This is a genomic window from Nonomuraea sp. NPDC049486, from assembly GCF_040676925.1.
Lineage (GTDB): Bacteria > Actinomycetota > Actinomycetes > Streptosporangiales > Streptosporangiaceae > Nonomuraea > Nonomuraea ferruginea.
In genome coordinates, this window is sequence record NZ_JBFAPV010000005.1 from 595,092 (window position 1) to 620,346 (window position 25,255).

The 25,255-nt window shown below is 72.9% G+C and carries 18 protein-coding genes; 11 read left to right on the plus strand and 7 right to left on the minus strand.

All coding sequences use genetic code 11. The annotated features are described in order from the left end of the window. Window positions 1-107: 107 nt before the first annotated feature. From AB0K05_RS18690 to AB0K05_RS18710, 5 genes are all read left to right on the plus strand, one after another. On the plus strand, window positions 108-1,373 hold the full coding sequence (locus AB0K05_RS18690) for a sugar ABC transporter substrate-binding protein (RefSeq protein WP_271280117.1): 1,266 nt from the start codon (window positions 108-110) through the stop codon (window positions 1,371-1,373). Continuing rightward, window positions 1,370-2,287, plus strand: coding sequence for a sugar ABC transporter permease (locus tag AB0K05_RS18695; RefSeq protein WP_271280118.1), 918 nt, complete (start codon window positions 1,370-1,372; stop codon window positions 2,285-2,287). The genes AB0K05_RS18690 and AB0K05_RS18695 overlap by 4 nt, the downstream gene beginning before the upstream one ends. After that, on the plus strand, window positions 2,284-3,048 hold the full coding sequence (locus AB0K05_RS18700; RefSeq protein ID WP_148030066.1) for a carbohydrate ABC transporter permease: 765 nt from the start codon (window positions 2,284-2,286) through the stop codon (window positions 3,046-3,048). The genes AB0K05_RS18695 and AB0K05_RS18700 overlap by 4 nt, the downstream gene beginning before the upstream one ends. Next, window positions 3,041-4,873, plus strand: coding sequence for a beta-L-arabinofuranosidase domain-containing protein (locus AB0K05_RS18705; protein WP_364230379.1), 1,833 nt, complete (start codon window positions 3,041-3,043; stop codon window positions 4,871-4,873). Before AB0K05_RS18700 ends, AB0K05_RS18705 begins: the two co-directional genes overlap by 8 nt. 63 nt (window positions 4,874-4,936) lie before the next feature. Then, window positions 4,937-5,131 (plus strand): DUF4236 domain-containing protein, encoded by a 195-nt coding sequence (locus AB0K05_RS18710; protein ID WP_148030064.1) that lies wholly within the window; start codon window positions 4,937-4,939, stop codon window positions 5,129-5,131. Here AB0K05_RS18710 and AB0K05_RS18715 read toward each other — a convergent pair. After that, the gene (locus tag AB0K05_RS18715) at window positions 5,125-5,724 is read right to left on the minus strand and encodes a TetR/AcrR family transcriptional regulator (protein WP_261808377.1); all 600 of its coding nucleotides are present in this window, start codon (window positions 5,722-5,724) and stop codon (window positions 5,125-5,127) included. The two genes, AB0K05_RS18710 and AB0K05_RS18715, sit on opposite strands and share 7 nt — an antisense overlap. Beyond that, window positions 5,721-7,211, minus strand: a complete 1,491-nt coding sequence (locus tag AB0K05_RS18720; RefSeq protein ID WP_271280120.1) for an MBL fold metallo-hydrolase — start codon at window positions 7,209-7,211, stop codon at window positions 5,721-5,723. The genes AB0K05_RS18715 and AB0K05_RS18720 overlap by 4 nt, the downstream gene beginning before the upstream one ends. 79 nt (window positions 7,212-7,290) lie before the next feature. On the opposite strand from AB0K05_RS18720, the gene AB0K05_RS18725 reads away from it, so the two are divergent. Then, window positions 7,291-7,908: a hypothetical protein gene (locus tag AB0K05_RS18725; RefSeq protein WP_271280121.1), complete on the plus strand. Its 618-nt coding sequence runs from the start codon at window positions 7,291-7,293 to the stop codon at window positions 7,906-7,908. A 112-nt stretch (window positions 7,909-8,020) separates the two neighbouring features. On the opposite strand, the gene AB0K05_RS18730 is transcribed toward AB0K05_RS18725, so the two are convergent. From AB0K05_RS18730 to AB0K05_RS18740, 3 genes are all read right to left on the minus strand, one after another. Beyond that, on the minus strand, window positions 8,021-9,325 hold the full coding sequence (locus AB0K05_RS18730) for a hypothetical protein (RefSeq protein WP_345483182.1): 1,305 nt from the start codon (window positions 9,323-9,325) through the stop codon (window positions 8,021-8,023). Between the two features lie 460 nt (window positions 9,326-9,785). After that, window positions 9,786-10,976, minus strand: a complete 1,191-nt coding sequence (locus tag AB0K05_RS18735; RefSeq protein ID WP_364230384.1) for an acyltransferase family protein — start codon at window positions 10,974-10,976, stop codon at window positions 9,786-9,788. Window positions 10,977-11,044: 68 nt separating this feature from the next. Further along, window positions 11,045-11,782, minus strand: coding sequence for a phosphotransferase (locus tag AB0K05_RS18740; RefSeq protein ID WP_364230386.1), 738 nt, complete (start codon window positions 11,780-11,782; stop codon window positions 11,045-11,047). Between the two features lie 220 nt (window positions 11,783-12,002). Here AB0K05_RS18740 and AB0K05_RS18745 point away from each other — a divergent pair, with 220 nt between their 5' ends. Genes AB0K05_RS18745 through AB0K05_RS18765 form a run of 5 tightly spaced genes read left to right on the plus strand, consistent with a single transcriptional unit; the run spans window position 12,003 to window position 23,401 of the window. After that, window positions 12,003-12,800, plus strand: a complete 798-nt coding sequence (locus AB0K05_RS18745) for an ABC transporter ATP-binding protein (protein WP_261808843.1) — start codon at window positions 12,003-12,005, stop codon at window positions 12,798-12,800. Further along, a complete protein-coding gene (locus tag AB0K05_RS18750) occupies window positions 12,790-13,575 on the plus strand; it encodes an ABC transporter permease (protein ID WP_219547802.1) in 786 nt (261 codons plus the stop codon). The genes AB0K05_RS18745 and AB0K05_RS18750 overlap by 11 nt, the downstream gene beginning before the upstream one ends. A 43-nt stretch (window positions 13,576-13,618) precedes the next feature. Next, entirely contained in the window at window positions 13,619-18,319 is a 4,701-nt protein-coding gene (locus AB0K05_RS18755) for a type I polyketide synthase (protein WP_148030056.1), read from the plus strand. Continuing rightward, window positions 18,316-22,236, plus strand: a complete 3,921-nt coding sequence (locus AB0K05_RS18760) for an SDR family NAD(P)-dependent oxidoreductase (protein WP_364230389.1) — start codon at window positions 18,316-18,318, stop codon at window positions 22,234-22,236. Before AB0K05_RS18755 ends, AB0K05_RS18760 begins: the two co-directional genes overlap by 4 nt. A 7-nt stretch (window positions 22,237-22,243) precedes the next feature. Further along, window positions 22,244-23,401, plus strand: a complete 1,158-nt coding sequence (locus AB0K05_RS18765; protein ID WP_219547799.1) for an acyl-CoA dehydrogenase family protein — start codon at window positions 22,244-22,246, stop codon at window positions 23,399-23,401. On the opposite strand, the gene AB0K05_RS18770 is transcribed toward AB0K05_RS18765, so the two are convergent. Together AB0K05_RS18770 and AB0K05_RS18775 are read right to left on the minus strand one after the other, a co-directional pair. After that, the gene (locus AB0K05_RS18770) at window positions 23,364-24,137 is read right to left on the minus strand and encodes a 4'-phosphopantetheinyl transferase superfamily protein (protein ID WP_364230391.1); all 774 of its coding nucleotides are present in this window, start codon (window positions 24,135-24,137) and stop codon (window positions 23,364-23,366) included. The genes AB0K05_RS18765 and AB0K05_RS18770 overlap by 38 nt on opposite strands. 323 nt (window positions 24,138-24,460) lie before the next feature. Then, window positions 24,461-25,255, minus strand: coding sequence for a thioesterase domain-containing protein (locus AB0K05_RS18775; protein ID WP_219547797.1), 795 nt, complete (start codon window positions 25,253-25,255; stop codon window positions 24,461-24,463).

Consider the following 25,255-nt stretch of genomic DNA (forward strand, 5'->3'; position numbering starts at 1 on the left):
TTTCTCTCACCGATCAGCTAGAGAAGACCCTAACACCGTTGACATGGCCTGAGGTTTCTTCTACGTTTCCGAAAACCTTTTAGTCCGCGGGGACCGAAGGAGTCACCATGAGACGACGGCTGGCCGGAATGGCCACCCTCGCGTTGTTAACGCTCACCGCCGCCTGTGGCGGGGGTGGAGGCGGAGGCGGGCAGCAGCCCGCCGACGAGCCCGTGACGATCACCATGTGGACCAGAGCCGCCACCCAGGCGCAGAGCGAGCGGCTGGTCAAGGCGTACAACAGCAGCCACAAGAACCAGGTGAAGCTGACGGTCATCCCGACGGACAACTACCAGCCGCGCATCGCCGCCGCCGCGGGCGCCAAGCAGCTGCCCGACGTGTTCGCCGCCGACGTCATCTTCGTGCCGAACTACACCTCGCAGGGCCTGTTCCTGGACATCACCGACCGGATCGCCGCCCTGCCGTTCAAGGACGGCCTGGCCCCGTCCCACATGAAGCTCGGCACCCAGGACGGCCGCCAGTACACGCTGCCGCACACGCTCGACCTTTCGGTCTGGTTCTGGAACAAGGACCTGTACGAGAAGGCCGGGCTGGACCCCGAGCAGGGGCCGAAGACGCTCAAGGAGTTCGCCCAGCACGCCACCACCGTCCAGGAGAAGCTCGGCAAGGACGGCAAGGTGCACGGCACGTTCTTCGGCGGCAACTGCGGCGGCTGCTACGTGTTCACCTTCTGGCCCTCGGTCTGGGCGGCCGGCGCCCAGGTGATGAACGCGGAGGGCACCGAGTCGCTCAACGACCAGCCGGCGATGACCGACGTCTTCAGGATCTACCGGGAGCTGCACGAGAAGGGCGCCACCGGCCCCACCACCAAGGAGGAGCAGGGCCCGACCTGGACCGGCTTCTTCCCGAAGGGCGAGATCGGCGTCATGCCGATGCCCTCGACCACGCTCGGCACGATGCCGGCGGACATGAAGATCGGCGTCACCGCGATCGCCGGCCCCGACGGCGGCGAGTCCACCTTCGTCGGCGGCGACTCGATCGGCATCTCCTCCACCTCGCAGAACGCCGACGCGGCCTGGGAGTTCCTGTCCTGGACCGTCTCGGACGAGGCGCAGGTCGAGGTCATGGCCAAGAACAAGGACGTGGTCGCGCGTACCGACCTGGCCGACAACAAGTACTCGGCCGAGGACCCGCGCGTGGTGCTGATCAACTCGCTGGTCGGCAAGGGCGAGACGCCGTACGCGCTGCGTTTCGGGCAGACGTTCAACGACCCGCAGGGGCCGTGGCTGCGGCTGGCCCGCGAGGCGGTGTTCGGTGACGCCGCCAAGGCGGGCGAGCTGAACGCCGAGGTCACGAAGTCCCTGCAGCAATGACGTTGACCGTCCGCGGGCCCAGGGGACGGGCGGGGCACGGCGCGCCGCCCGTCTCATGGTGGCGCGGCCGCAAGGCCCAGGGCTGGCTGTACGCCATGCCCACCGCCGTCATCGTGGCCGTCCTGTTCATCGCGCCGCTGCTGCTGGTGCTGTGGATGTCGCTGAACCGCTGGCCCCTGCTGGGGCAGGCGACGTTCAACGCGCCGGACAACTACACGAAGATCGCCGACAACGCGCTCTTCGTGGACTCGGTCTTCTTCACGCTCAAGTACACCGTGATCATCACGGTGCTGCTGTCGGCGGTCGCGCTCGGCCTGGCGCTGCTCGTGCAGGAGAGCAGGCCGGGGGTCGGGTTCTTCCGCACCGCGTTCTTCCTGCCGGGCGCGGTCGGCTTCGCCGCCACCTCGCTGCTGTTCTACGGCATGCTGAACGCCGACTTCGGCCCGATCGACCCGATGCTGCGCGCGCTGGGCGTCACCGACGAGCCGGTCAAGTGGACCGGCACCCCGAACATGGCGCTGTTCTCCACGATCGCGCTGGTGCTGTGGCGCTTCGCCGGGTTCAACATGCTGATCCTGCTGACCGGTCTGCAGGCGATCCCGACCGAGGTGTACGAGGCGGCCAGGAGCGACGGCGCCAACCGGTGGCAGATCTTCACCCGCATCACGCTGCCGCTGCTGCGCCCGACGCTCGCGCTGATGCTGATCCTCAGCATCACCGGCTCCCTGCTCGCCTTCGACCAGTTCTTCATCTTCACCAACGGCGGCCCGGACAACAGCACCGTGTCGATGGTGATGGTGATCTACCGCGCCGCGTTCTTCCGCTTCGACCTCGGCGGCGCCGCGGCCATGTCGGTGGTGCTGCTGGTCGCGCTGGTCGGGCTGAACGTCCTGATGATGCGGAGGCTCAGATGAGGTACTACACGACCTTGTCGGCGCTGGCGGTGCTGTTCCTGTTCCCGCTGCTGTGGAGCGGCTACGCCTCGCTGGAGGAACCGTCCAACTACGTCGAGATGGCCGCCTACGGCGAGGGCGTCGGCACCTACGCCGCCAACAGCGTGCTCGTCGCCGTCATGACCGTCGGCGGCACGCTGGTCGTGTCGGCGCTGGGCGGCTACGCCTTCGCCCGCTTCGACTTCCCCGGCAAGAACCTGCTGTTCCTGGCCACGCTGGCCATCCTCATGGTGCCGTACGCGACGATCCTCATCCCGCTGTACGTGCTGCTCGGCTATCTCGGGCTGCAGAACTCGCTGGTCGGGCTCTCGCTGGTGTTCGTCATGTTCCAGCTCCCGTTCGCGCTGTTCATGATGCGCAACGCGTTCGAGGCGATCCCGCGCGAGCTGGAGGAGGCGGCGCTGGTGGACGGGTGCGGCACGTTCCTGGCGTTCACCAGGATCCTGCTGCACGCCGTGCGGCCGGCGCTGATCACCGTGGGCCTGTTCGCGTTCCTCGCCTCGTGGAACGACTTCTTCGCGCCGCTCATCCTGCTCAACGACGGCGCCTCGTTCACCCTGCCGGTGGCCGTGGTCAGCATGACCTCGCGCACCATGGGCGCGATCGACTACGGCATGCTCCAGGCCGGCGTCATGGTCATGGCCGTCCCCTGTCTCATCCTGTTCATCGTGCTGCAGCGCCACTACGTGCGCGGATTCATGTCAGGAGCTCTGCGTGGCTAACCCTGTCCTGCCCTCCTCGGGCGTGCTGTCTCCCCTCGGCCTCGACGCGGTACGGATCTCGCCCGGTTTCTGGGGCGACCGGGTGGCGCTCAACCGCGAGGTCACCATCGCGCACTGCAGGGAGTGGGAGGAACGCGAAGGCTGGATCGGCAACTTCCGCGGCGAAGGCCCGCGGCGGGGCCGGGAGTTCAGCGACTCGGAGATCTACAAGCTGCTGGAGGCCATGGCCTGGGCGGACCATCCGGACCTGCCCGAGCTGGCCGAGACCGTGGCCCGGGTCCAGGAAGGCGACGGCTACATCAACACCCGCTGGTCGGGCAGCCGCTACACCGACCTGGAGTGGGGCCACGAGCTCTACTGTTACGGCCACCTCATCCAGGCCGGCGTCGCCAGGCTGCGCATGCACGGCGAGGACCGGCTGACGCGGGTGGCGACGCGGGCCGCCGACCACGTCTGCCGCCGGTTCATGGAGGGCACGGAGACCTGCGGGCACCCCGTGATCGAGATGGCGCTCGTCGAGCTCTACCGGGTGACCGGGGTCGAGCGCTACCTGGAGATGGCCCGGCGCTTCGTGGAGCGGCGCGGCCTGCCCGCCCTCGCCGACATCCCGTTCGGCCGCGGCTACTTCCAGGACGACGTGCCGGTCCGGCAGGCGCAGGTGTTCCGCGGGCACGTCGTGCGGGCGCTCTACCTGGCCTCGGGCGTGGTGGACGTGGCCGTCGAGACCGGCGACGAGGAGTTGCTGAAGGCCGTCGAGGCGCAGTGGGAGCGTACGGTCGCCCGCCGCACCCACCTGACCGGCGGCATGGGGTCGCGGCACCAGGACGAGTCGTTCGGCGAGGACTACGAGCTGCCGCCGGACCGGGCCTACAACGAGACCTGCGCGAGCATCGCCTCGATCATGCTGGCGCACCGTCTGCTGCTGGCCACCGGCGACGTCCGCTACGCCGACCTCACCGAGCGGACGCTGTACAACATGCTCGCCACCGGCGTCGCGCTGGACGGCCGGTCGTTCTTCTACGCCAACCCCCTGCAGGTGCGGGTGCCCGCGGTGCCGCACGACGGCGTCAACCACGCCGCCGAGGGCGGGCTGCGCTCCCCCTGGTTCGACGTGTCCTGCTGCCCCAACAACGTCGCCCGCACGCTGGCCTCGCTGCCCGCCTACCTGGCGACGTCCGGCGCGGACGGGGTGCGGATCCACCAGTACACGCCGGGCGAGATCAGCCACGGTGACCTGCGGCTGCGGGTGGAGACCGGCTATCCGTGGGACGGCACGGTGACCGTACGGGTGCTGGAGGGCGGGGCGGGCCGGATCTCGCTGCGCGTCCCGGCCTGGGCCTCCTCGGCCACGCTCACGTACCAGGAGGCCGCCGCCTCCTCCCTGGACGCCCGCGAGACCCGCACGGTCGCGCCCGGGTACGCGGACGTGGAGAGGGAGTGGCGGGCCGGTGACGCGCTCGTGCTGGAGCTGCCGATGGAACCCCGCTGGACCTACCCCGACCGGCGGATCGACGCCCTGCGCGGCTGCGTCACCGTCGAACGGGGGCCGCTGGTGTACTGCGCCGAGTCCGTCGGGGACGAGCCGCCGCTCGCCGAGGTGGCCGTCCGGCCGGGCGCCCCGCTGACCGAGCACGCCCGCGGCGAGGTGGTCGAGCTGGAGACCGAGGCGGTGCTCGGCGCCTCCCCGGCGGGGCCGTGGCCGTACCGCGACCGTCCCCACGGATGGAACGGCGGCCCGGCGGCGGCGCTGCGGCTGATCCCGTACCACCGCTGGGGCAACCGCGGCCCCGCCACCATGCGCGTCTGGCTCCCGGTGGCCGACTGACGGGAACCCTCACCGGCTCCCCGGTCGTTCTTCCGATAGACGATCCGGAGCCGGAGGAGAGACATGGGCTGGCACTACCGTAAGTCGATCAAGGTGGGACCCTTCCGGGTGAACCTGTCGCGGCGCGGCGTCGGGCACAGCGTCGGCAACCGCCGCATCCGCGTGTCCACCTCGCCGGACGGCCGCCGTCACGTCACCCTCCGCCTGCCGGGCGGCTTCCGCCTCGGCAAGACGTTCGGCGGGCGCCGCCGCTACTGATCCCCGGGCGCCAGACCGGCCTGGCGGATGACGCGCTCCAGGTAGCGGCGGGTGTCGTCGTCGCGGGGGCCGACGAGCATGCGGTACATGGCCGCGCCCACCACCATGTCGACGGCCGCCTCCACGTCGGCGCCGGCGGCCAGCCGCCCGTCGCGCCGGGCGCGCTCCAGCGTCTCCAGGACGAGCCGCCGCCGCGGCTCGATGTAGGTCTCGCGGTATGTCTCCAGCAGCGAAGGATGCGTCACGCTCGACCCGATGAGCTGGGCCAGCACGGCGCGGAAGCGGGCGTCGCCGAACGTGGTCGCCCACGAGTCCATCAGCCGCCCGTCCTGCTCGGGGACGTCGGCGCCGGCCCAGATCTCCTCCTCGGGCGCGACCGTGCGGGCCCGCTCGATCGCCTGGACGAGCAGCTCCTCCTTGGACGACCAGCGCCGGTAGACGGTCACCTTGGCCACGCCGGCGCGCTTGGCGATCTGCTCGAAGTTCGCGCCCTCCAGGCCGCGCTCGGCGAACAGCTCCAGCGCCGCCTTCATGATCAGGTCGTCGGCCCCCGGGTCGCGCGGCCTGCCGCGGGGGCGACCGCCGCCCGTCACCGGAACTCCACCCGCCCCACGCCCTCGCCCGGCGCGAAGGCCGGGGCGTGCCCCGGCCGCAGCCGCCAGTCGGGGGTGAGCACGCCGCCGAGGTGGTCGCGCAGCCGCCGGAACCCGTCCGCTTCCGGCAGCCCCTCGCGGAAGGCGGTGGCGACCGCCTCGGTCTGGTAGGCCGTGTTGTCGTGCGCGAACAGCGGCGCCATGGCGGGGTCGGCGGCCAGCGTGCGCCGCACCCGCTCGGCGGCCTTTAGCTGGTCGGCGGTGGCCTGCCCGCCGACCGTCATCTGCCGCACCTGGCCGACCGCCAGGTGCGGCAGCGTGTAGAGGGTGTCGCCCAGGAACAGCGCGGTGCCGCCGTCCATGCGCAGCGCCACGCACAGGTGGCCGGGCGAGTGACCGGGCGTGGGCAGCAGGACGACGCTGCCGTCGCCGAAGTGGTCGTGGCTCTCGGGGAAGGCGTGGAAGGGCCCGGACCCGTACGCGGGGAACACCAGGGCGTCCTGGACCTCCTCGAACGTGTGCGCGTAGAGCGTGCCCTGCTCCCAGTCGCGGCGGTCCAGCACGACGCGGGCGTGCGCCAGGTGACGGAGACCGCCGGCGTGGTCCTCGTGCACGTGGGTGAGGAACACGGTGGTGACGTCCTTGAGGTCGTAGCCGAGGCGGGCCACCCGCACCCGCAGGTCCTGCTCGGGGGTCAGCCGGTATTCGTTCCGCTCGGTCAGCAGGCGCGAGGCGAGGTTGTGCCGATAGTACCCGTCATGATCGTGGGCCTGCGCCCCGTTGACGCCCGTGTCGACCAGCATCAGCCCGTGTCGCGGGTGATCGATCAGGTACGCGTGGACCGGCACCGTGATCTGCGCCTTGTCCACCAGCGTGCGGACGTAACCGGGGAGCCCCTCCCACCCGTCGAGTCCGCCGTAGAACTGGCCGTACGGCACGACCGTGTCGCCGACGTGCAGCGGGAACACCCGCACCCGGCCGTCGGCGACGGGCCGCCGCCCCCCGGGCGCGCGCAGCGCCGCCTGCGTCTCGCGCCGCCACCTGGCCTCGATCTCGCTCCGGTGGCGGGCGACCGGGCCGGTGGACAGCCCGGCCAGCGCGCCCAGCAGGATCCCGGCCCCGCCCGTCAGCAGTGCGCGCCTCGACGGCCCCGCCCCGCCGCGCCCGCGCCGGACCCCGCCTGCCAGCGCGGCCAGCAGGCACGCCACGGCCACGGCTCCGAGCAGCACCGGCGCGTCGGTGACGTAGAACACGACCGCGAAGTACAGGGCCAGCGTGCCCAGCCCGGCCGGGACGCCGAGGAACAGCAGCGCCCGCCGCCGCCCGAGCCGCCCCGGCCACAGCACGCCGCCGAGGAACGCGACGAGCACGGCCCCGTACGTGACGAGCGCGACCGGCGGCACGTCCTTCAGCCGCAGGATGACCAGCCACACGGCGGCCATCAGCAGCCCGAGCACCGCGAGCGCGATCTTGCCCAGCGTCTTCATCGGAACCCTCCAATATGTATACGCAAACGACTGCGTTTACATATTAGGCCTTTCGCGGCCCGGCGCGTACGATCAGGAGATGTTCTTCGAGCCGCCACCGGCGCGGGAGGAACTGACGAGCCCGCCGCGCCCGGCACTCCCCGCCTGGTCCGCGCCGCCCGGGACAGAGCTGGGCGCCGCGACGACGGCCGACCGGGTGCTCGCCCGCGGCCCGAACGTCGCCGTCGCGCTCTCGACGATCCGCGCGTTCTCCACCGGCTGCCTGCTGAACGTCGAGGTGGTGCTGCGGCAGGGCGACCTCTCCCCCGAGGTCTTCTGGGACCTCCAGATGTCCCTCTACCCCTTCGCCCGCATCAGGTCGGCGGGCGACCGGCTGCCCGACCGGCTGCTGCGGTTCGGCGTCCGCTACCCCGGCGGCGCCAAGGCCACCACCATCGAGGCGAACGGGCACATCCTGCCCGGACAGGGCCCGCCCGCCGGCCCCCTGCTCTCCTGGCTCCCCGTCGGCGGCGCCATGCGCGGCGGGCATGACCTCGCCGGCAACTCCATGGCCCTGTGGCTGTGGCCGCTGCCCCCGGCCGAGCCCTTCGAGTTCGCCGTCGAATGGCCGCTCGGCGGCATCGGCCTGACCTTCACCGAACTCGACGGCGCCACCGTCGTCTCCGCCGCCCGCCGCTCCGCCCCTTACTGGCCGTGACGCGTGCCCGACAGTCCGCCGCGGGCGGGTACGGCCTCATGGCCGGAGCCCTGACCGGGCCACGGACCGCGGCGCCTATCCAGCGCGCGACCGGCACGGCCCGCGCCGGCGGTCACTTCACGCCGTCGACGAAAGGCTTGGCCACCTCCATCACGGCCTTGCGCGCGGCGGCCGGGTCGAAGACCGGCTCCTGGTAGCCCGGGGCCTCGACGACGCCCCCGCCGGTCGTCGTACCCCTGAAGGTGAACTCGATCGTCTTCTCGCCGGACAGCACCTTGACCAGGATCTCCCGCGTGGGCTTGCGGTCCGGCTCCTTCGGCCTGGTGGTGGCCGACTCCACGGCGAACGCCTTCTCGCCGAGGCCGGAGATCTCCTCGCGGGCCTCGAAGGTCGTGTGGGTCACCTCGTTGCCGATGCCGCCCTGGGCTCGGTAGCGGTCGTACTTCTTGGCGTCGCGGTCGAACTGGAAGGCCGATCCGGTGTCGCCGCCGCCCCAGTCGACCACGCGGGCGGTCAGCTCGCCGCCACGGGCGGTGTACTCCTGACCCGGCTCGTGCTTGACCTGCTCGCGGATGTTCCAGGTGCAGGCCGTCTGCTTGATCCTGCCGTCGTTGGTGCCGACGGACGGTCCTGAGACCGCGGGGAAGAACGCCGACTCGACGTTCTTGACCGTGAGGATCCCGCACGGTCCGTCGATCCTCACCTTGCCGGCGTCCTTGGCCATCTCGGCGGTGACGTGCTCGGCGACCTTGTTCGCCGCGGCCCGCACCTCGTCGCCCGTGGGGTACTTGGCGCCGCTCCTGTTGCTGCCGCCGTACTCGACCTTGATCAGCCAGGGACCCTGCCGGATGTGGACGGCGGCCTTGAGCCCGCTGTGGCCGATCGAACTCTGGCTGTACGACTCGTCGCCGTACTGCAACTGCGTGAGCTCGCCGAACGCGGAGCCGGACGTCCTGCCGTCGACCCGCTTGCCGTCCCGGACGTTGACCCGCCGCTCGTGCGCCTTCTTGTCGTCGGCGAACCGGCGCTTGGCCCGCTCGACGGCGTTCTCACGCTCGCCGCTCCGGGCTTCCACCGAGATGCTCAGGCTGCGGTGGCCGAGGACGCCGCCGCCGACGTCCATCTTGTTGTCGCTCCACGAGCAGGCCGCCCGCTTCTCGCTCTCGGTGGCCGCCCCGGTGGACGCGTCCTTCCCGCCGTACCTGCCGTCGGTGACCAGGCTCTTGCGGAAGGCGTCCGGCACGGCCGCGCAGAGCTGATCGCCGGTGATCGCCCGCAGCTTCACCGGCGCGACCGACGGCGTCGGCTTGCGCTTCAGGGTCGGGAGGCGGTCCTCGCGCTCGAAGGCGCCGGGTGGCCGTCCGCCGTCGTCTGGACGGAGGAGCAGCCAGCCGCCGACCACCGCGCCGATCAGCATGATCACAGCCAGCCCGGCGAGTACGGCGATCAGCGGGCCCTTCCCGCCCCCTCTGGGCGGCGGAGGCCGCCACCCCCCACCGGCCCCGCCCGGCCCGGCCGGTCCCCCGTGCCATCCCCCCGGCCCGCCGTGCCGTCCCCCCGGCGCGCCGCCCGGTCCTCCCGGCCCGGCGTGCCGTCCCCCGGGGCCGCCGCCCGGTCCCCCTGCTCCGGCCGGCGGGAAACCGCCGGGGTGTCCGTGAGGCCCACCGGGCATACCCTGCGCACCGGGGCCCTGTCCGTAGGAGGGCGGGTATGGGGTGGACATCGGGACCTTTCGCGAATCGTCCAGCGGCTGAGCGGTTCGGACGGTCTCTCGGCCGGCGGGCACGCTCCGCCGTCAACCCCCGCACCGCAGCAGAGCCTACGGACTGCGCGAATGCCGGCGTGTCAGGTGAACACCCGACAAAAGGTGATCGGGGTCAGCGTCCGTCGCGCATGCCGAACAGGAAACGGGTGACCCGGGTGCGCCGTACCAGGAGGTCGTAGGCGACCACCGTGAGGATCAGGGACGCGGCCACGATCAGCGGATACTTGACGGCGATCGGCGCGTCCAGCCTGACCACCCCGTACGCGACCGCGACCACGATGGGCTGGTGCAGCACGTACAGAGGAAGCACGCCCGCCGCCAGATAGGCGTAGACGCGGCGGCGGGCCCCGCCCCGCGGGCGCGTGGCGGGGGGCCGGGCGGCGGCGCGGCGGTCGAGCAGGCCGAGGATGCCGACCAGCAGGCACCAGCCCGCCGCGCCGTACATGGCACGCGCGACGGCGGCCATGGGGGTCAGGTCGGTGAAGGGGTCGCCGCCGGCGAGCAGGAACATGGGCAGGCCGGCCACGGGCAGCGCCAGGCCGACGGCGGCGGCCAGCGGCGCGTCGCGGCGGATCGCGGCGCGGAAGCGGTCGTCGGCCGCGAGCACGAAGCCGTAGCAGAAGAACAGCAGGTACGCCCAGCGGCTCCACCCGGCGTACTCCTGCTCCAGCCCGGCCAGCGCGCTGAGCAGCGACACCGGCACCGCGGCCGCCAGCAGCGCGCCGCGACGCCCGGCGGCGACGGCGGCGAGCCGGTCGCCGATCGCGCGGGCCCGGCCGGCGGGGAACCAGCGCGCCACGGCCGCGAGCATGAGGGCGAACACCAGCAGCAGCAGCATGAACCACAGGTGCCCGGTCTCGAAGTGCTCGCCCTGCAGCACGAAGGGGAACTCGGCCAGGTCGAACCGGGCCTCGAAGAAGCGCGGCAGGAAGGCCAGGTAGGACTCGTGGTAGCCGGGATCGGCGCGCAGCCGCAGCCACTGCGGCACCGGGACGATCGTGAGCGTGCCGAAGACCAGCGGCACGCCCAGCCGCAGCAGCCGCTCGGCGGTGAAGCCCGCCGGACCGCGGCGGCGCAGCGAGTGCCAGGCGCCGAAGCCCGCGATGAGGAAGAGGATCGGCATCGCCCACACCACCCCGAGGGCGGAGACGACGATGGACGCCCCGGTGGTCTCGGCGTTGCGTACGTAGAAGTCGTCGGAGGCGTCGAAGACCAGCGCCGCGTGGAAGAACACCAGCCCGACGACCACCAGCACGCGGATCGAGTCGAGCTCGCTCCGGCGCGCGGGGGATGCGGGGGGCACGGGGGGCACGGGGGGCACGGGGGGCACAGTCTCCCCGTCGGCGGGTGAGGCCGGGCGCGGTTCCACGATCACGTGCCCCGGACCTTCTCGTAGCGGGCGGGCGCCCCTGGCTGCTCGTTCATCGTGTTGCCTCCCTCGGCCCAGAGCTTCCCGCCGGACAGGAAGGCGTCGATCTCGGCCTGCTCCGCCGGCTCGATGGCGCGGTCCGCGCGCCATCGGGCGGCGGTCACGCGCAGGTACGGCCGCGCGGCGGCGACGTCGACGGCGTCCAGGAACGCGCCGAGCATGATCTCCTGCCAGTTCGGCACCGGCGCCTCGGGCACGGCGGTGGTGGCGAGGATGAGCCAGGTGCAGGCGACGTCGGCGCCCGGCGCTCCCCTGGCGGCGTTGGCCCAGTCGACGATGCGCGGCCCGGCGGCGGTGACGATGACGTTGGCGGGATGCAGGTCCAGGTGGAGCAGCCGGTTGCCGGGGCAGCCCCCGGCGCCCTGGAGCCAGCCGGGCGCGCGCACCCGCGCCACCGTGCGCAGCAGCTCGGCCAGGAGCCGGCCGTACGACGCGAGACGGTCGGGGCGCCGCAGCGCCGTCTCCCTCAGGCTCGGGCCCTCCAGGCGCTCCATCAGCAGGTCGGGCCCGTCGGCGTCGAAGACCTCGGGCGTCGGGATCCCGTTCCTGCGGGCGTGGCGCATGATCGACGCCTCCTGCTCCAGGCTGCGTCCGTGCCTGGAACGCTTGACGACCTTGCCCGCGCCCGCCTCGAAGACGAGGCAGTCGTGCCCGGATGCGATCAGGGTGCCCACACGCATATTTGTCAGATTAGTCAGTAAGGATGCCGGGCCGGAATCGACGGCCGTTGACCGCTTTTTGCGGCAACTTGTTGCCACCGGCCATGCCCGCGTTCGTGGCTATCGTGAGAGGGAACATCCGGCGATCGCGTATATCGGATTATTCAAATCCTAATGGTGTGGCATCTGAGGAGGTGACACATTGCTGGTGGTAACCGATCTCGTCAAGCGGTACGGCACGGTGCAAGCCCTCGACGGATTCACACTGAATGTGGCAGCCGGTGAAATCGTGGGACTGGTCGGGCACAATGGTGCGGGCAAGACGACCTTTGTGGAAATCGTCTCCGATTTGATCCGCCCCGACAGCGGTCACGTGACCATTGACGGTAAACCGCCGTCCGCCACGCGCGGCCAGGTCGGCGTCGCACCCCAGCACATCGCCCTCTATCCCTCCGTCACGGTGCGCGAGCACCTGGAGCTGTTCGGCAGGCTCGCCGGGCTGAGGCCGGCGGCGCTGAGCGCGGCCATCGACGACCTCGCCGGCATCCTGCGGCTCTCGGAGATCATGGACAGGCGGACCGGGAAGCTCTCCGGCGGCCAGCAGCGGCGCACCCAGGCCGCGACCGCGCTCGTGCACCGGCCGGCCCTGCTGCTGCTCGACGAGCCGACCGCGGGCGCCGACCTGGAGACGCGGCAGGCGATGCTCGACGTGGTCAAGCAGCGCGCGGGCGAGGGCGCGGCGGTCGTCTACACCACCCACTACCTCCCCGAGCTGACCGAGCTGCAGGCGACGATCGCGGTCGCGCAGAACGGCCGGGTCATCGCCAGGGGCACCTACGAGGACCTGGCCAAGGACCTGCCGGGCGAGGTCCGGGTGACGCTGGAGGACGAGGAGGAGATCTCCGTCTCCACCACCGAGCCCACGGCGACGCTGATCGAGCTGCTCGGCCGCCTCGACCGCCCGATCAGCTCGGTCGACGTGCGCCACCCGTCCCTCGACGACCTCTACAGATCCCTGGCGGTCCACGATGCTTGTTGACAGCGTGCCGCGCCCGGCGGGCGCGTTCGACGCGCTCTACCGGATCTCCGCGATGGCCAGGCACAACACGATCATCCGGCTGCGCGACCCGGGCCAGGCGATCAGCTACGTGGTCATGCCGATGGTCCTCATGCTGGTGCTCAAGCCCCTGTACGTGCGGGCGGTCGACGGGGGCGCCACCCAGGTGTCCACCGGACTCATGGTGATGTTCTCGGTGTTCGCGATCTCGCTGGCCGGCAACGCGATCCTGTCCGAGCGCACCTGGCGCACCTGGGACAGGCTGCGCGTGAGCCGGGCCGCGGCCGCCGAGCTGCTGGTGGGCAAGATCCTGCCGATCTTCGCGATCATGGTGGTGCAGCAGGTGCTGCTGCTGACGTACGGGTGCCTGGTCATCGGGCTGCCCGTGCCCAGCGCGCCGCACTACGTGCTGGCGGCGATCCTGATCTGGGCCTTCGCGCTGCTCGCGCTCGGCGCGCTGCTCGCCGCGATCGTGCGCAGCCACGGCGAGCTCAGCGTGATCTGCGACGTGGGCGCGCTGACGCTCAGCTCCCTGGGCGGCGCCCTGGTGCCGCTGAGCCTGATGCCCGAGTGGGCGCAGCTCGTGGCGCCCGCCTCGCCCGGCTACTGGGCGCTGACCCTGATGCAGGCCGCGGTGCGCGGCGACCTGGCGGGCATGCTGCCGTCCGCCGCGATCCTGCTGGCGATCGGCCTGGCGGCGGGCGCGTTCGCGGCCCGGCGGCTGGCCCGCGGCTGGGGCCGCGGCGGGCTGATCTGAGGCGAGTAAGCAATGGCGACTTCAGTGAAGAGGGGCACGTCGAATGGATGAGCACCGACCACCGGGCGCGGGAGACGTGGCGATCGTCGGCATGGCCGGCCGCTTCCCCGGCGCGTCCGACGTCGAGACGTTCTGGCGCAACATCAGCACAGGTGTGGAGTCCTTCACCCGGTTCACCGACGAGGAGCTCTCCGCCGCCGGGGTCGACGCCGCGGTCTACCAGCAACCCAACTACGTCCGGCTACGGCCCGTCCTCGACGACGTGCGGGGCTTCGACGCCGGGTTCTTCGGCTACAACCCGCGCGAGGCGACCCTGGCCGACCCGCAGCAGCGCATCTTCCTGGAATGCGTGTGGGAGGCGCTGGAGTCGGCGGGCTACGCCGCCCCCGAGGGCCGCGGCACCGTGGGCGTCTTCGCCGGCATGAACATCAGCGGCTACCTGCTCACCCGCCTGCGGGCCTTCGCGATGGGCATCGACACCTCCGCCCTGATGATCGGCAACGACAAGGACTCGCTGGCCACGAACGTCTCCTTCCGGCTGGACCTCGGCGGGCCGAGCGTCACCGTGCAGACGTTCTGCTCCACGTCCCTGGTGGCGGTGCACCTGGCGAGCGAGAGCCTGCGCCGCGGCGAGTGCGACATGGCGCTGGCCGGGGGCGTGTCCGTGCGCATCCCCGACCGCACCGGCTACCTGTGGGAGGAAGGCGGGCAGGAGTCGCCCGACGGGCACGTGCGGACCTTCGACGCCGAGGGCCGGGGCAGCATGTTCGGCGACGGAGCGGCGGTCGTGGCGCTGAAGCGGCTGTCGGACGCGGTGGCCGACCGCGACACCGTGCTCGCGGTGATCCGCGCCTCGGCCATCAACAACGACGGCGCGATGAAGTTCAGCTACCTGGCGCCCAGCATCGACGGCCAGCGCCGCTGCGTCTCCGCCGCCCTCGCCAAGGCGGGCGTGGACCCGTCCGACATCTCCTACGTCGAGGCGCACGGCACCGCGACCGAGGTCGGCGACCCCATGGAGGTCGCGGCGCTGACCAGGGCCTTCGGGCCGACGAAGGAGAAGCAGTACTGCGTGCTCGGCTCGATCAAGCCCAACGTCGGCCACCTCGACAGGGCGTCCGGCGTGACCGGCCTGATCAAGGTCGTCCAGTCGCTGCGGAACGAGCTGATCCCCGGCACCCTGCACTACCGCTCCCCGAACCCGGAGATCGACTTCGGCGACAGCCCGTTCCGGGTCACCGCCGGCACCACGCCCTGGCGGCGCACCCCCGACCGGCCGCGCATCGCCGGCATCAGCTCGCTCGGCATGGGCGGCACCAATGCACACGCCATCGTCACCGAGGCGCCCCTGCCCGCCGAGCGCACCACCCGGTCGCGCCGCTGGCAGATCCTGCCGCTGTCGGCGCGGTCCGCCGCCGCCGCCGAGCAGGCGTGCGCCAGGCTCGCCGGGCGGCTGGCGGACGCGCCGGACGACCTCGGCGACGTCGCGTACACGCTGCAGGTCGGCCGCAAGGTCTTCAACCACCGCCGGTTCGTGGTCGCCGGCTCCACCGGCGAGGCCGCCGGGCGGCTCGCCGACCCGGCCGGGCCGCTGGGACGCAACGACGCGACGACGGGCAGGAAGGTGGGCTTCCTGATCGCCGGGGTGGGCGAGCAGTACCCCGGCATGGTGGCCTCCCTGTACGCCGAGGAGCCCGCCTTCCGCGCCGACGTGGACGAGTGCCTGGCCGTGCTCGGGTTCACCGAGGCCGCGCAGCTGTCCGACGTGTTCGTGCCCGCGGAGCGCGACCGGGCGGCCGGCGACCTGGCAGGGCTGCTGGGCAGGGCCGCTCCCGCGCCGGCGTCCACGACGGACGCCCATCTGGTCCAGCCGGCCATCTTCGTCGCGGAGTACGCGCTGGCGCGGCAGCTGATCCGCTGGGGGCTGACGCCGGAGATCATGATCGGCTACAGCCTCGGCGAGTACGTCGCAGCCTGCCTGGCGGGTGTCATGTCCCTGCCCGACGCGGTGCGGCTGGTCGCCCACCGGGCCAGGCTGATCGCCTCGCAGCCCGAGGGCGCGATGCTCGCGATCTCCGCCGACGAGCGCCGGCTGCGCGTCGTGCTGGGCGAGCCGATCATGCGCGACCTGGACGTGGCGGTGCGCACCGGCTCGCAGGTGGTGCTCGCGGGCCCGGCCGAGACCGTGGAGGCGGCGGCCGCGCTGCTGCTGGAGGCGCGGATCGGCCACCGCAGGCTGGAGACCACGCACGCGTACCACTCCCGGATGCTGGCTCCGCTCGCCGAGGAGCTGACCGCCTGGATCAAGGAGAACGTGACGCTGCGCGCGCCCGAGCTGCCCTACGTCAGCAACGTCACCGGCGAGCTCGCCACCGCGGAGCTGGTGGGCGACCCCGGCTACTGGGCCAGGCACATGTGCGAGACGGTCGAGTTCGGCCAGGGGCTCGGCCACGTGCTCGGCGCCGACCTGGCGCTCGCCGAGATCGGCCCCGGGCAGTCGCTGGGCGCGCTGACGCGCGGCCACCCCGGCTGCGACCGCGCTCAGTGGCCGCTGATCGTGACCACCCTGCCGGCCGCCAACGACCCGCAGGACGCCGGCGCGGCGCTGGCGACCGCCGTCGGCAAGCTCTGGCTGACCGGCGTGCCCGTCGACTGGGCCGCGCTGCACGACGACGCGGGCTGGTCGCCCGGCCGGGTGCCGCTGCCTACCTACCCGTTCGAGCACCAGGAGTACTGGCTCGACATCGACGAGAGCGCGCTGGCGAGCGGGACTCCCGCGTTCGACGAGAGCGATCCGACGAGCATCGCCAAGGCGTACCCGAGGCTGCCCGACACCCGCTGGATCCACCTGCCCACCTGGCGGCAGACCACGACGCGGCCGGCCCGCGCCGAGGAGGCCGCCCGCTGGCTGGTCTACACCGACGAGGGGTTCGCCGACACGCTGGCCGCGCCGCTGCTGGCCCACCTGGCGGCGCAGGGCCGCGAGGTCGTGCTGGTGCGGCCGGGCGAGCGCTACGAGAGCGGCCCCGACGGCTTCCGGCTGCGCCCCGGCTCACCGGACGACACCCTGACGGCGCTGCGCGAGCTGGCGGGCCGCGACTGGTTCCCCGAGCGGGTCGTGCACCTGTGGACGGCGGACGACGCCGCGCCGCGCCCCGAGGACCCGCCGGCCGAGGAGTGCCTGCGGCGCGGCCTGTACACGCTGGTGGCGCTGGCCCGCGCGGCCGGTGACCTCGGCCTGCCCGGATGGTCGCTGGACATCGTCACGGCGGGCAGCCACCGGGTGCACGCGGGCGAGGCGGTGCACGCCGAGCGCGGCACCCTGCTCGGCCCGACCCGGCTGATCCCGGTGGAGTACCCGAGGGTGCGGACCCGGCTGATCGACCTCGACGCCGGCGGCGGCGCCGCTCTGCTGGCCGAACTGCGGGCCGAGCCCGAGGACCAGGTCGTCGCGCTGCGCGGCGGCCACCGCTGGATCCCCGACTACGAGGCGCTGGACGCCTCGGTGATCGAGGCGGCCGCCCCGGCGGCGAGCGTCCGGCGCGGCGGCGTCTACCTGGTGACCGGCGGTCTCGGCGGCATCGGGCTGGCGATGGCCGAACGGCTGGCCGAGCAGTACCAGGCGCGGCTGGTGCTGCTCGGCCGCACGCCGGTGCCGCCACGCGAGCAGTGGGACGCCATCCTGAGCGCGGAGAGCACCGCGGGCGAGGTCCGCAGGCGCCTGGAAGGCCTGCGCCGTCTGGAGGCGTCCGGCGTCGAGGTGCTCACCGCCGCCGGCGACGTGTCCAAGGTCGAGGACGTGCGCCGCGCGGTCGGCGCCGCGATCGAGCGGTTCGGCGAGCTGAACGGCGTGCTGCACTGCGCCGGGGTGCCCGCGGTCGGGCTGATGCAGTTCAAGACCGTCGCCGACATGGAGCGGGTGCTGGCACCCAAGGTCGGCGGCACCCTCGCCCTGGCGCGGGTGCTGCGCGAGGTGCCGGTGGACTTCCTGGCGCTGTTCTCCTCCACCACCTCGGCCACCGGCGGCGGCGCCGGCCAGGTCGACTACTGCGCGGCCAACGCCTTCCTGGACTCCTTCGCCCTCGCCGGGACCCTGCCCGGCGTGGCGGTCACCTCGATCGACTGGTGCGAGTGGACCTGGAACGGCTGGACCGACGGCCTGGACAACTACGACGAGGGCTCCAAGCAGTACTTCGAGTGGTACCGCGAGAACTTCGGCCTCACCTTCGACCAGGGCTGGCAGACGCTGCTGCGGGTGCTGGCCAGCGGCGAACGGCACGTGGTGGCCTCCACGCAGGACTTCGCCCCGATGGTGGCGATGAGCCGCAAGTCGTCCATCGAGAGCCACCAGGCGACGGTCAAGAAGATCAGGGACGCCTTCGGGCGGCACCCCAGACCCGACCTGTCGACGGCGTACGTGGAGCCGCAGTCGCCCACCGAGGAGACCATCGCCGGTGTCTGGTCCGAGGCGCTCGGCCTGGAGCAGGTCGGCGTGCACGACAACTTCTTCGAGCTGGGCGGCAACTCGCTGCTCGGGATGGAGATCATCGCCGAGGTCAGGCGGGCGCTGGAGCTGTCGTACCTGCCTCCGCACATCCTCTACCAGGCGCCCACCATCGCCTCGCTCGCCGAGGCGGCCCGCGCGGGCCAGGAGTCCGGGGAACCGCCGGCGGAGGAGCGTGAACAGCAGCGATCCCGCATCGCCCAGCGACGCAACATGCTCAGGAGCGGAAGGACCTCATGACTGAAACCGACTACGACTCCGCGGTCGCGCTGATCGGCATGTCCGGCCGCTTCCCCGGCGCCGCGGACGTCGCCGGCCTGTGGCGCAACCTGCTCGCCGGAGTCAAGGGCCTGCGTACGATCACCGACGAGGAGCTGCGGGACGCCGGGGTCGAGCCGGGGATGCTGGCCGACCCGCGCTACGTCCGCGTCGGCGGCCCGCTGGAGGGCCTGGACACCTTCGACGCCACCGTCTTCGGGGTGAACCCGCGCGAGGCCGAGATGATGGACCCGCAGCACCGGTTGTTCCTGGAGTGCTCGTGGGAAGCCCTGGAGAGCGCGGGCTACTGCCCCACCGACGTGCCCGGCCAGGTCGCGGTGTTCGGCGGCTGCGGCTTCCCCGACTACATCGTGCAGAACATCCGCCACCTGTCCGCCCAGCCGGGCGGGGCGCTGCTGGCGGCGATCGGCAACGAGCGCGACTCGCTGGCCTCGCTGGTCTCCTACAAGCTGGGCCTGCGCGGGCCGGCCGTGTCGGTGCAGACGTTCTGCTCCACCTCGCTGGTCTCGGTGCACCTGGCCTGCCAGAGCCTGCTGACGTACGAGTGCGACGTCGCGGTGGCGGGCGGCGCGTTCACGCCGCTCCCCCAGCCGTCCGGCTACCTGTACGAGCAGGGCGGCATCATGTCTCCCGACGGGCGGGTGCGCAGCTTCGACGCCGAGGCGAGCGGCACCGTGATGGGCAGCGGCGCGGGCGCGGTCGCGCTCAAGCGCATGTCCGACGCGCTCGCGGACGGCGACGTCATCCACGCGGTGATCCTCGGCTCGGCGTCCAACAACGACGGCCGGCTGCGGGCCGGCTACACGGCGCCCGGCGTGGACGGGCAGGCCGAGGTGATCGAGTCGGCGCTGGGCGTGGCCGGGGTGAAGCCCGAGACCGTCGGCTACGTCGAGTGCCACGCGACGGGCACCATGCTGGGCGACTCCATCGAGCTGGCGGCGATGAACCGGGTGTTCACCCAGGCCGGCGAGACGCCGTGCGTGCTGGGGTCGGTCAAGCCGAGCCTGGGCCACCTGGACCGCGCCTCCGGCGTCACCGGCCTGATGCGCGCGGCGCTCAGTCTCAAGCACGAGCTGCTGCCCGGCACCCCCGGCTACGAGACGCCGAACCCGGCGCTGGCCACCGCGCACGACCGCTTCACCGTGCTGAAGGAGCACCGGCCCTGGCCCGCGGGCCCGCACCCGCGCCGCGCCGGGGTCAGCTCGTTCGGGCTCGGCGGCACCAACGCGCACGTGGTGCTGGAGCAGGCGCCGCTCCGGCCGGCGGGGCCTCCCCGGCCGGGCCCTCACCTGCTGGTGTTCTCCGCCGCCGACGACGGCGCGCTGACCGCGCTCACCGAGCGGCTCCGCGACCACCTCGGCTCCGGTGACGGCGAGGACCTCGCGGACGTGGCGTTCACATTGCAGGTCTCGCGCGGCGGCTTCGCGCGGCGGCGCGCCGTGGTGTGCCGGGATCGCGAGGACGCCGTCGCCGCGCTCGGCGACCCGGAGCGCTGGATCGACGGCAAGACCCAGCGGCGCAACCCCCGGGTGCGGCTGGTCGCGCCGGACTCCGGCGTACCGGAGGAGTGGTGGGCCGAGCTGCACGCGGCGGCCGGCGCGGTGCTGCGCCCGGGTTCTCCCCAGGGCGGGCCACGCGAGCCGGGACGCGAGGCGGCGCTGGCCGCGCTGGCCGAAGGGCTGCGCGGGATCGGCGTGAACGTGACCGACGACGAGGACGCGGCCGAGACGGTCACCGTCGCGCCCGGCGACTGGGCGGGCGGTGGAGCAGGCGATCGAGCAGGTGACGCGGCGGGCTACAGGGCTGGTGACGCGGCAGGCGATCGAGCTGGTGACGGGGCGGGCTACAGGACTGGTGACGGGGTGGGTGCGGCCGGGTGGGTGCTCGGCGCCGTGGCGCGGCTCTGGCAGGCCGGTGCCGCCGTCGACTGGGTCAAGCTGCACGGCGGGGCCGGGCGGCGGGTCGAGCTGCCGACCTATCCGTTCCAGCGCCGCCGGTACTGGGTGAACCCGCCGAAGGACCAGGCGCAGGCCCAGGTGGGCACCGGGAAGACGTTCGACCGGGCGCGGTGGACGTACCTGCCCGGCTGGCGGCAGCGGCCGCTGTCCGTCGCGGGCCTGGACGAGCGGCTGCGCGAGGCGGGCCCGTGGCTGGTGTTCGCGGCCGACCCGCACGGCGAGGCGCTGGTCGGACGGCTGGTCGAGGCCGGGGCCGAGGTGACGACGGTGCGTCCTGGCGACCGGTTCGAGCAGGACGACGCCGGCGACTTCGCGGTCAGGATCGGCACCGCCGACGACATCGCCGAGCTGATGTACTCGCTGGTGGCCGCCCCGCGCGCGATCGTGCACGGGTTCAGCCTGGCCGCCGAGGAGGCGGGACCGGACGACGACCCGGTGGCGCACTTCGCCGCCGAGCAGCGGCGCGGCTTCTCCTCGGCGCTGGCGCTGGCCAGGGAGCTGATCGACAACACCGGCTCGGCCCCCCGCGCCGAGCTGGTCCTGCTGACCCCCGAGGCGGTGAGCGTGGCCGGGGCCGACCTGCGCCACCCCGAGCACGCCACGCTGGGGGCGCTCGCGCCCAGCCTCGCCCAGGAGAACCCCCGGCTGCGCTGCCGCGCCGTGGACGTGGGCGGCGGCCTCGACCCCGCGGCGGCCGCGGTCCGCATCCTGGCCGCGGCGGTCTGCCCGTACGAGGGACCGGTCGCGATCCGCGGCGACGACACCTGGGTGCGGCACTACGAGCAGTACCCGATCGAGGCGCCCGAGCCGGACCGGCGGCCGTTCCGCGACGGCGACACGGTGCTCATCACCGGCGGCCTCGGCGACGTCGGCCTGGTCCTGTCCCGGCACCTGGCGAGCGCGTACGGCTGCCGCCTGGTCCTCACCGCCCGCAGCGAACTGCCGCCCAGGGAAGGTTGGGACGACCACCTGGCCTCGGCGCCACCGGGCGACCGGACGGCCCGGCACATCCGCAACATCAGGGACCTGGAGGAACGCGGCGCCACCGTGCTCGCCGTCTCGGCCGACGTGGCCGACGAGGACGCGATGCGGGCCGTCGTCGAGCGGGCCGTCGAGCGTTTCGGCGGCATCGACGTGGTGGTGCACGGCGCGGGCGTGCAGGACGGGGCGTACTTCAACTTCGCCCACCTCATGGACCGGCGGCAGTGCGACGCCCACCTGGCCGCCAAGGTGAACGGGTTCCACGTGCTGCAGAAGGTGCTCGGCGACCACTGCCAGGACCGCCGGATCACGCTGTCGTCGATCGCGGCGGTGCTCGGCGGGATGACGCTCGCGCCGTACGCGGCCGCCAACGCCGCGCTGGACGCGTACGTCCGCGCCACCCGCACCGCGGGCGGGGCGCGGTGGGTCACGGTCGACTGGGACACCTGGAACATCGACCCCGACCGGGTCGAGGGGCACAGCGGCGCGGTCATCGACTTCGCGATGGCCCCCGCCGAGGGCGTGGACGTCTTCGAACGGGCGCTGTCGGCCGCCGACCGCGTCGGGCACCTGGTCATCTCCACCGGCTCGCTGGACAGCAGGATCGCGCAGTGGGTCACCGGCGACATCCACGAGGCCGGCGAGGACCTCGACGACCAGGAGCGCCACCCGCGCCCCGAGCTGAACAACCCCTACGTCGAGCCGCGGGAGGGCACCGAGGCCACACTCGCCGAGATCTGGTCGCGGGTGCTCGCCATCGAGCCGATCGGGGCCCTGGACAACTTCTTCGAGCTGGGCGGGCACTCCCTGCTGGCGATCGAGCTGACGACCCGCATCCGCAAGACGCTCAACGCGTCGGTGCCGGTGACCGGGCTCCTGGAGTGCCCGACCGTGCGGCAGCTGGCCGAGCTGCTCGACGCCCGCGACGAAGAGGAGTGACCAGGCGATGAACCGTCCCGACCACCTCCGGGCCCTGCAGGGCTTCGTACGGCGGGAGCTGACCGGTAAGGACGCCTACCTCGACTCGCTGGCCGAGGCGCCGCTGCCGCTGTACGAGCGGTTCGGCGGCACCGGGCTGGCCGGCTGGTGGCTGCCCGAGGAGTACGGCGGGCTCGGCCTCGGCCTGGAGGAGAGCGTCAGGATCACCTCCGAGCTGGCCTACGCCGACGCCGGGGTGGCGTTCACCCTGTTCATCCCGGTGCTCACCACGAGCATGGTGCAGTGGTACGGCAGCGAGGAGCTGCGCAAGGAACACCTCGGCGGGCTGGCCGGCGGCGGCTTCGCCGCCACGCTGGGCAGCGAGCACGCGGCCGGCAGCGAGCTGGCCAGGATCGGCACGACCGCGCGGCGCGAGGGCGACACCGTGGTGCTGGACGGCCAGAAGGCGTTCTCCACCAACACCGCCTTCGCGCGGTTCCTCGTGGTGATCGCCCGCGCCGCCGACGACCCGTCCGGTTACCTGGCGGTGCTGGTGCCGGGCGACGCGCCCGGCGTGACCGTGGAGAAGCGCTGGGACGTGATCGGGCTGCGCTCCTCGGCGACCTACCAGGTGTCGCTGTCCGGCGTCCGGGTCCCGGCGGGCAACGTCCTGCGCGGGAACGGGCTGCGCCTGCTGGAGATCGGCCTGAACGCCAGCCGCATCCTGATCGCCACGACCGCGCTGGGCATCGCCCGCCGCATCCGCGACGTGTGCATGGAGTACGGCAAGTCCAAGTCGGTGAAGGGCGCCCCGCTGACGGCGAACGCGGTGTTCGCCGGCCGGCTCGGCCAGTTCGAGATGCAGATCGAGGTCATGACCAACCAGTGCCTGGCCGCGGCCCGCGCCTACGACGCCATCGCGGCCCGGCCCGACGCCGGCGAGGAGTTCATGCGGGTGGGCACGCTGAAGTCGGCGCTCACCACGAAGATGTTCTGCGGCCAGACCGGCTGGCAGATCGCCTCGGCGGCGTCGGAGATGTTCGGCGGCCTCGGCTACACCCACGAAGCGGTGATCGGCAAGCTGCTGCGCGACATGAGGTACGTCTCGATCGTGGAGGGCGGCGACGACGTGCTGCGCGACCTGGTCTTCAGCCGGTACGTGGTGCCGGTGTCGAAGCGGTCGTGACCAGCGCCGCGGCGTAGCCGGGAGCGACGTCCAGCCAGCGGACGGGAACCTGGGAGCCGGGGAGGGAACGCGAGAGCGCGCTCCCTCCCCGGCTCTCGGCGCACGTGCCGGCTTCCGGGCGCACGAGGACGTCGCGCAGCCCGGCCAGCCCGGCCCCGCTCGCCTTGACGTACGCCTCCTTGGCCGTCCACAGCCGGAAGTACTCCGCCAGGCCCGCGCCGGGCCCGGCCGCGCACACCCGGGCGGCCTCCTCGGGCTGGTACATCCGCCGCGCCATCTCCAGATGGTCGAAGTCGTCCCGGACGCGCTCCACGTCGACCCCCACCCTGCCGCCCGGCGCCGCCACCGCGATCAGCGCCCACTCCCCGGAGTGGGACAGGTTGAAGTCCGGCACTTCCCCGGAGTGGGACAGGTTGAAGTCGGGCCCTTCCCTCGAGCCCTCCAGGTTGAAGTCGGATCCTCCCCCCGAGCCCTTCAGATTGAAGTCGGACCCTCCCCCCGAGCTCCGCAGGCACGGGCGGCCCGACGCGTCGGTGCCGAAGGCGAGCTGTGCGGCGGGCACGCCGCACAGCTCGCCGAGGACCGCGCGCAGGGCCGCGTGCGCGGCCACGTACCGCCGCCGCGCGAGCGGCTCGGCCAGCGCCGCGGCCTTCTCACGCTCGGCGGCGGACAGGCAGTGCCACCATCCCGGCCGCTCCGGACGGTCCACGTTGACCCGCCAGACCCGCGCACCCACCGCGCCATCTCCGCCCGAACCGGCCTGCCAGACCCGAGCACCACCGGCCGCGACACCTCCGTCCGGGCCGACCTGCCAAGCCGTGGCACCTCCGGCCGCAGCGCCTCCGTCCAGACTGGCCTGCCAAGCCGTGGAACCCACGGCCGCAGCGCCTCCATCCGAACCGACCCGCCGGACCCGCGCGCCCGCGGCCGCGCCGCCTCCGTCCGGACCGGCCCGCCAAGCCGTGGCACCCACCGCCGCGACGCCTCCGTCCGAACCGACCTGCCAAGCCGTGGCACCCACGGCCGCAGCGCCTCCGTCCGGACCGACCCGGTGCGCCTTCACACCCACGGTCGCAGTGCCTCCGCCACGATGCCGCGGGTGCGGGCCGCCTGTTCGAAGACCGCGAAGTGGCCGCCGTCGAAGGGGTGCAGGGCGAACTCGTCCGCGGTCTGGTCCCGCCAGGCCGCCACCTTCGCCGGCGCGACCCGCGGGTCGGCGCCGCTCGGCATCGCCGTGATCGGCACGGCCAGCGGCGGTTCGTCCGTGTAGCGGTAGGTCTCCTTGACGGTGAAGTCGGCCTGCACGGCGGGCAGGATCATCTCCAGCGCCCCCGGGTCGGCCAGCAGCCACTCCGGCGTGCCGCCCAGCTTGCGCAGCAGCGCGACCACCTGCGCCCTGGTCATCTCGCGCACCGGCGGCCCGCCCTCGTAGGTGACGTGCGGGGCGTCGGAGCCGGAGACGAACAGGTGCACGGGCTGCGGACCGCCGCGCCGCCTGATCTCCCTGACCAGTTCGAAGGCCACGATGGCGCCCAGGCTGTGCCCGTACAGGGCGTACCTGTGGCCCGCCGCCGACAGGTCGACGTCGGCGAGCACCGCGTCGGCCAGGTCGGAGACCAGCGGCTCCATCCGCAGGTAGGGCGGCTCCTTGTGCCGGCTCTCCCGTCCGGGCGGCTGCACCGGCTGGACCGCGATCCCCGGCAGCTCGCGCTGCCACAGCCGGAACGCCGACGCCGAGCCGCCCGCGTGCGGCAGGCAGTAGAGCGGCAGCGCGCCGGGCTCCGCGCCGGTCAGGGCGCGGAACGGCAGCCAGCTGGTCAGCAGGCCGTCGGTCGTCTCGTCATAGACGGTCAT

What these genes read in the sequence shown, in the direction of transcription:
- AB0K05_RS18690 (WP_271280117.1), top strand. Translation starts at nt 108, where the DNA reads ATGAGACGACGGCTGGCCGGAATGGCCACCCTCGCGTTGTTAACGCTC.
- AB0K05_RS18695 (WP_271280118.1), top strand. Translation starts at nt 1,370, where the DNA reads ATGACGTTGACCGTCCGCGGGCCCAGGGGACGGGCGGGGCACGGCGCG.
- AB0K05_RS18700 (WP_148030066.1), top strand. Translation starts at nt 2,284, where the DNA reads ATGAGGTACTACACGACCTTGTCGGCGCTGGCGGTGCTGTTCCTGTTC.
- AB0K05_RS18710 (WP_148030064.1), top strand. Translation starts at nt 4,937, where the DNA reads ATGGGCTGGCACTACCGTAAGTCGATCAAGGTGGGACCCTTCCGGGTG.
- AB0K05_RS18720 (WP_271280120.1), bottom strand. Translation starts at nt 7,211, where the DNA reads ATGAAGACGCTGGGCAAGATCGCGCTCGCGGTGCTCGGGCTGCTGATG.
- AB0K05_RS18725 (WP_271280121.1), top strand. Translation starts at nt 7,291, where the DNA reads ATGTTCTTCGAGCCGCCACCGGCGCGGGAGGAACTGACGAGCCCGCCG.
- AB0K05_RS18730 (WP_345483182.1), bottom strand. Translation starts at nt 9,325, where the DNA reads ATGCTGATCGGCGCGGTGGTCGGCGGCTGGCTGCTCCTCCGTCCAGAC.
- AB0K05_RS18740 (WP_364230386.1), bottom strand. Translation starts at nt 11,782, where the DNA reads ATGCGTGTGGGCACCCTGATCGCATCCGGGCACGACTGCCTCGTCTTC.
- AB0K05_RS18750 (WP_219547802.1), top strand. Translation starts at nt 12,790, where the DNA reads ATGCTTGTTGACAGCGTGCCGCGCCCGGCGGGCGCGTTCGACGCGCTC.
- AB0K05_RS18755 (WP_148030056.1), top strand. Translation starts at nt 13,619, where the DNA reads ATGGATGAGCACCGACCACCGGGCGCGGGAGACGTGGCGATCGTCGGC.
- AB0K05_RS18760 (WP_364230389.1), top strand. Translation starts at nt 18,316, where the DNA reads ATGACTGAAACCGACTACGACTCCGCGGTCGCGCTGATCGGCATGTCC.
- AB0K05_RS18765 (WP_219547799.1), top strand. Translation starts at nt 22,244, where the DNA reads ATGAACCGTCCCGACCACCTCCGGGCCCTGCAGGGCTTCGTACGGCGG.
- AB0K05_RS18775 (WP_219547797.1), bottom strand. Translation starts at nt 25,255, where the DNA reads ATGACCGTCTATGACGAGACGACCGACGGCCTGCTGACCAGCTGGCTG.